This window comes from Patescibacteria group bacterium (assembly GCA_018896645.1).
Lineage (GTDB): Bacteria > Patescibacteriota > Patescibacteriia > UBA2591 > JABMQE01 > JAHIMF01.
On record JAHIMF010000051.1, the window covers coordinates 1 to 5,679 of the forward strand.

Annotated in this window: 8 protein-coding genes; all 8 read left to right on the forward strand. The window is 39.4% G+C overall.

Features of this window, described 5'->3' with window-relative positions:
• Positions 1 to 115 precede the first annotated feature (115 nt).
• On the forward strand, positions 116 to 1,003 hold the full coding sequence (locus KKD20_03900; GenBank protein MBU4332238.1) for a S49 family peptidase: 888 nt from the start codon (positions 116 to 118) through the stop codon (positions 1,001 to 1,003).
• Positions 1,004 to 1,802: 799 nt separating this feature from the next.
• Positions 1,803 to 2,288 (forward strand): NUDIX domain-containing protein, encoded by a 486-nt coding sequence (locus KKD20_03905; protein MBU4332239.1) that lies wholly within the window; start codon positions 1,803 to 1,805, stop codon positions 2,286 to 2,288.
• A 212-nt stretch (positions 2,289 to 2,500) separates the two neighbouring features.
• Positions 2,501 to 3,121 carry a DUF3800 domain-containing protein gene (locus KKD20_03910; protein ID MBU4332240.1) on the forward strand — a complete coding sequence of 207 codons (621 nt, stop codon included), beginning with the start codon at positions 2,501 to 2,503 and terminating at the stop codon, positions 3,119 to 3,121.
• A gap of 135 nt (positions 3,122 to 3,256) precedes the next feature.
• A complete protein-coding gene (locus KKD20_03915; protein MBU4332241.1) occupies positions 3,257 to 4,015 on the forward strand; it encodes a PD-(D/E)XK nuclease family protein in 759 nt (252 codons plus the stop codon).
• A gap of 71 nt (positions 4,016 to 4,086) precedes the next feature.
• Positions 4,087 to 4,278: a YwbE family protein gene (locus KKD20_03920; GenBank protein ID MBU4332242.1), complete on the forward strand. Its 192-nt coding sequence runs from the start codon at positions 4,087 to 4,089 to the stop codon at positions 4,276 to 4,278.
• Between the two features lie 303 nt (positions 4,279 to 4,581).
• Positions 4,582 to 4,785 (forward strand): cold shock domain-containing protein, encoded by a 204-nt coding sequence (locus KKD20_03925; protein ID MBU4332243.1) that lies wholly within the window; start codon positions 4,582 to 4,584, stop codon positions 4,783 to 4,785.
• A gap of 91 nt (positions 4,786 to 4,876) precedes the next feature.
• Positions 4,877 to 5,050 carry a hypothetical protein gene (locus tag KKD20_03930; GenBank protein MBU4332244.1) on the forward strand — a complete coding sequence of 58 codons (174 nt, stop codon included), beginning with the start codon at positions 4,877 to 4,879 and terminating at the stop codon, positions 5,048 to 5,050.
• 204 nt (positions 5,051 to 5,254) lie between these two features.
• Positions 5,255 to 5,596 carry a hypothetical protein gene (locus KKD20_03935; protein MBU4332245.1) on the forward strand — a complete coding sequence of 114 codons (342 nt, stop codon included), beginning with the start codon at positions 5,255 to 5,257 and terminating at the stop codon, positions 5,594 to 5,596.
• The last annotated feature ends 83 nt before the right edge of the window (positions 5,597 to 5,679 follow it).

A 5,679-nucleotide genomic window follows, 5' to 3' on the forward strand; every position in this document is an offset into this window, starting at 1 on the left:
AAAGCAAGACGAGAAAACGAAGAGCCCGTTGATTTTATTTTGGAGTCGGATGTCAAATTGATAAATATACCAAATAATTTTCAGGTTTAATTTAAATTAATAACTTTCACCCCTTATGTTTCAACTCTACAACCCCCAAAGAGACAAAAAAGTTTTAAAAAAGATTGTTATTGCAATGATTGTTGTTGCTGCATTTATTATAATAAAAGATGAAATTTCCTGGCAAATTGGTTCTTATGATGACTATCTTCCGGGAGAGGAGGAATGGGACGAGGACATGGAAGAGTATGACTGCAATGTTGCCGGCATTGAACTTCACGGGTTCTTATCCACTTATATTGTTTCCGCAGATGACGAAGTTGACCAAGAGATGTATGCGGACCAGGCGGCTTCGGAGATTATCAACTTAACTTTGGAAGAGCTGGATAAAGACGAAGAGATTAAAGCGATTGTTTTGGAAATAGATTCTTACGGCGGCAGCGCCGTGGCCGGGGAAGAAGTGGCCGATGCTTTAAAAAGAGTTGAGAAGCCGGTCGTGGCCGTGATCAGGGACGGGGGCGCTTCAGCCGCTTATTGGGCCGCTAGCGGCGCTGATATTATTTTTGCCTCGGCTAATTCTGATGTTGGCAGTATTGGAATTACCATGTCTTATTTGGATTATGCCAAAAGCAATCAAAAAGAAGGATTTACTTACAACCAATTAAGCACCGGCCGTTTTAAAGACACCGGCGATCCTGATAAAATTTTGACTTTAGAAGAAAAAGAATTACTAATGCGGGATGTTAAAATTATGCATGAGAATTTTATTAAAGATGTGGCCGATAACAGGGGACTGGATACAGAAGCGGTGCGGCAAATGGCTGATGGTTCAAGCATGCTCGGCCAGATGGCTTGGGAAAAGGGTTTGATTGATAAAATAGGCGGGCTTTATGAGGTTAAGGAGTATTTGAAAGAAAAGATTGGCGAGGAGGTGGAGGTTTGTTGGTATGAGAGCCCCCGCTAGCACCAGGTATAACCTGGAGTCGAGATGCGAATCGCCAACTAGGACGGTTTTTATTTTTGTAAAATATTTTTTCATGCTATAATTACCCTGAACCAGAGCAAAGTTCGGTTCAGAGTTAACAATAGATGCATCTATAGATGCATCGTGAATGCATTCATGAATGCATTCACGCTAAAAAATAATAAAAGACTATGAAAATTAAAGCCGTAAGAAAATTAGGCAAGAATTCCAAATACAGTTTGGAATTCTTATTCCGCCAAGCATAATTCGGGCCTTGAGATTTAAAGAAAAGCAGAAATTAGTGGTAACCGCGGATACGCGGACCAGAAAAATTACGATTGAAGATTGGCCCGCCTAATGGCCAGCCTCGCCGTCTAGGCAGGCGAGGCAGGAAGAAGAAAGTAACTAGAAACTAGTACCCCGCTGGCTCCATAGTCCCGACTCGCAAGGAGGGCTGTGGAGCCAAACTGTAAGCCAAGATTTCGTCCTGCATTACGGCTCCACAGCCCTACAGCTCACTGTTGTTCGCTTAGGGATTGTGGAGCCAGCGGGGAGATACATAAACAAGCCCAAAGATTCAAAAAGAAACAGATGGTTAGCACTATTATTCTACTCATTTTAGGTGTGTGGCTATTTTGGGTGAGTTTCTAAATAACTGTCAAACAAGTGCTGTTGGCGGCGCGTCCTGCTTTGCAGGGCCTGCCTGCCTGCTTCTCCATGGGCGGACAGGCGGCAGTCAAAACCGAGCTGGAGATACGGGAGGTTGAGGTTTAACTAAAATCCACGCTATAATCCACATATGCACACCCACCGCGCCAATCTTGAAGTTATAGTCCGGGCTGTCATCCAAAAAGATGATAAGCTTTTAGTTTGTCACGAAAAGGGCAGTGATCATTATTTTACCCCTGGCGGGCACATAGAGCCAGGCGAAAGCGCTGAGGAGGCGCTCAAGCGGGAGTTAAAAGAAGAGCTGGACCTAACAATTAAGAAAAGTTTTTTTATCGGGGCAGTTGAAAATATCTTTACCCTGTACCCTCGTGGTTCAGGGTTTACCCAAGACAGGGAAGAGCATCATGAGTTAATTTTAAATTATAAAGTAGAGGCCTTGGATGTAAAAGATAAAAGCCTGGAAGACCATATTGATTTTTTCTTTTTTGATATTGGCCGCTTCTCAAAAGAAGCAGTTTTGCCGATTGTTCTGCGAGAATCAATTTTAAAATGGTTAAAAGACAAAAAGATTTTCTGGGCCAGCCAGATTGGCGATAAAGCAATTTTGCATCCTTAGCCGGGTTCTGTAGCAGTTTGATAAATTAATAAAAAAAGCCAAAAAACAAGGAACGATTTTAAAATAACCTTATGTCCCAATACTACCCCAGTCCCGGTGTGACCGGGGAGCTTCGGCGGGCAGGCCCGCTAAAAAATAGAGATTTTTTTACAATGCCCCCGCTGTTTTTATTTTCAAATTATATCTTTTCAAATTTTTAACCCACGTCATACATATTCTTAGACGAATCAGGCGATTTAGGATTCAGCCAACGTTCCAGCCGTTGGTTTGTTTTGACCATTGTTTTAACTAACGAACATCGAAAAATCGAGAAAGTTGTTAAAAAAATTCACCGGAGACTCAAAAAGAAATATCGCAGAGTCATGGAACTTCACGCTTATCATGCTGATTCGATTACCAAAAAGAGAATGCTTCGCTGCTTGGCAGACTTGGAAGATATTAAGGTGCTCTGTATTGTTTTGAACAAAAAGAAAGTTTATGTGGACTTACAAAATCAGAAAAGTTATCTTTATAATTATACAGCCAATATATTATTAGATCGTTTGCACAATAAAAATGTTTTGAATAAAAAGGAGCTCATAGAAATTTATATTGACCAGAGAGAAACTAACAAATTTCTTAAGAAAAATTTTGAAAATTATTTAAGGAATAATTTAGAGAAAAGAAGTAACAGCGGAGTTAAAATAAAAATAAAACCCTCGCATACAGAAAAATGTCTTCAAGCGGTTGATTTTATTTCTTGGGCAATTTTTAGAAAATACGAGCTTAATGATTATGAATATTACGAAATAATAAAGGATAAGATAATTGGGGAAAATTTGCTATTTCCCTAAAATAAAAAAACCCCCTGCTTTGACGGGACGCCTTACGGTATCCCAACACAGGAGGATTTACTTCTTGTATAATCATTATAACCTATAGGAATATTTTGTCAAGCAAAAATTGTAGATAAATTTTAAAAGATAATTATGTCAAATTACTACAACCCCCACAAAAATCCCAACTGGCTTTTCCAACCCGGAGTACAAAACAACTTCAAACTTAGCAGGTCAAAAATAGACTTATTTCTTCAATGCCCCCGCTGTTTTTACCTGGACAACCGCCTAGGCACGGCCCGGCCGGGCGGGTTTCCTTTTACCTTAAATTCCGCAGTAGATTATTTATTAAAGAAAGAATTCGATTTGCACCGGGCTAAAGACAAACAGCATCCTTTGATAGAAAAATATGGCATAGACGCAACCCCTGTGGCGCACGAGCAACTGGACGAATGGCGGGAAAATTTTAAAGGCATCCGGTATTTTCATGAACCTACCGGGCTTACAATAACCGGCGCCATAGATGATTTGTGGCAAAACTCCAAAGCAGAGTATATTGTGGTGGATTACAAAGCCACCAGCAAAGATAAAGATATTACAGAATTAGATGAGGACTGGCAGGATAGTTATAAAAGGCAGATGGAGATTTACCAATGGCTTTTGCGCCAGAATGGCTATAAAGTCTCGGACACTGGATACTTCGTCTATTGCAATGGCATTACCGACAGAAAGGCCTTTGACGCCAAATTAGAATTTGATATTACTTTGGTTTCTTATATAGGCGATGATTCTTGGGTCGAAAAAACCATTATCAATGCGCACAAGTGCCTGCTCGCCGACAAAATCCCTGCCCCAAACCCAGATTGCGATTTTTGTAAATATCGCGAGGCAGTAGGGGAGGCCGAGAAGTAAAAAAAGAAATACGCATTTTCACCCTAACGGGTGATCAGCCTTGGGCTGAAAACTACACTAAACCAACCTTTATGCCCAACAAAACCAGAGACAACATAAAACTTGGCCTGCGCGTGGCCATTGTCCAAAAACAAGACCAACCCGCAGGAAAACTAACCCCAGGCATTGTGGCTGATATTTTAACTAGTTCTTCCCATCATCCTCATGGAATAAAAGTGCGATTGGAAACCGGCGAGGTTGGAAGAGTGCAGGAGATTTTATAAAAAACTGCAAACCAAGATTTTATCCTGTATTTTGGTGATAATTAAAGAAACATAAGATTAAACAATGGTCAGTAAACTTGGATGGGACAATCAATACAAGATGGAACAAGTTGTATTGATTTTTGCAGATAGGTTAGCGGAGAATTAAAGATTTCTGGTGAGGAAAACCCAAGCTATTGACACTTTAATTGTTTTATGATAGCATAAAGACATATCAAATCAGAACTGCAAGCGGAGCGTAGTCGGGTTTCTAGACTGCAGTACCCTAGGTTTGAGATTTAATTCATTAATCTAAGAGAAAAAATGCCACAAGGAACAATCAAAAGACTCACAGATCGTGGGTTCGGATTCATTTCATATGATGATTCTGATAAAGATCTCTTTTTTCATTCAAACGAACTTAAAGACGTACAATTCAACGAGCTTCAAGAAGGTGATAAAGTAACGTTTGAAATAGCACAAGGTCCAAAAGGACCTAACGCTACCAACGTTAGCAGAGCAGAGTAAAACAGAAAAAAATTTCCATAAAATCGTCCTGGTTGCCTGCTTCGACTCAACGAGGCGAGCGACTGGGGCGATTTTTTGGTAGAATGAAAATATGAAGACCTTGTTTAAAGTTTTATTAATAATATTCATTGTCATTATAGTTTGGTTTATTATAAGATTTGTTATTGGTGGTCCAGAAGATGATTGGATTTGCGTGGAAGGCCAGTGGGTTAAGCATGGAGCTCCGGCTACGCCTAAACCAGAAGGGGATTGTGATAAAAAATAGTCTTAGCCTAAATAGCCCAGGAATAAAATTCCAGGGCTACAATAACAAACCCCATTAATGGGGTTTAAAAATTAGCCCAGTGATTTTATCACTGGGCGGAGGCTGGGCAAATGATAGGGCCTAAATCGTTGCCTGATTCGCTTGATTGATGTTATAATAAAACTAGACCAAGTTTTGATATTTTATTTTTAATTTGAAGAATTTATGGAACAAGAACAAAACATTATAAAAGATTCAAATGCCCCAATCCTGACTAAAAAGCCACGAAAGAAGAATTTGTTGTTGAAGGTGCTGGGTGGGGCGGTGTTGATATTTTCTTTATTTTTTTTATTGGGTATTATGTCTGGTGGATGTCCAGAAGGATTAGCCTGGATTGTATATGGCGAATGGTATTTCATTATAATAGGTATTTTCATAGTTCAACTAGTGCTTTCAATAATCAGAATTAAAAAATTAAATGTCTTAGACAGAATATTGTTGATTGTCAATTGTGCGATAATCATTTTTTATTATTTCACAGTATTGAGAAATTGTATTTGGGACTAGTTAGTTCATTTACAACCTAAGAGGGGATTAAGATGAAAAAAGTGTTGCTTGTCTTGAGCTTGTCCAAATGATATAATGGAAAC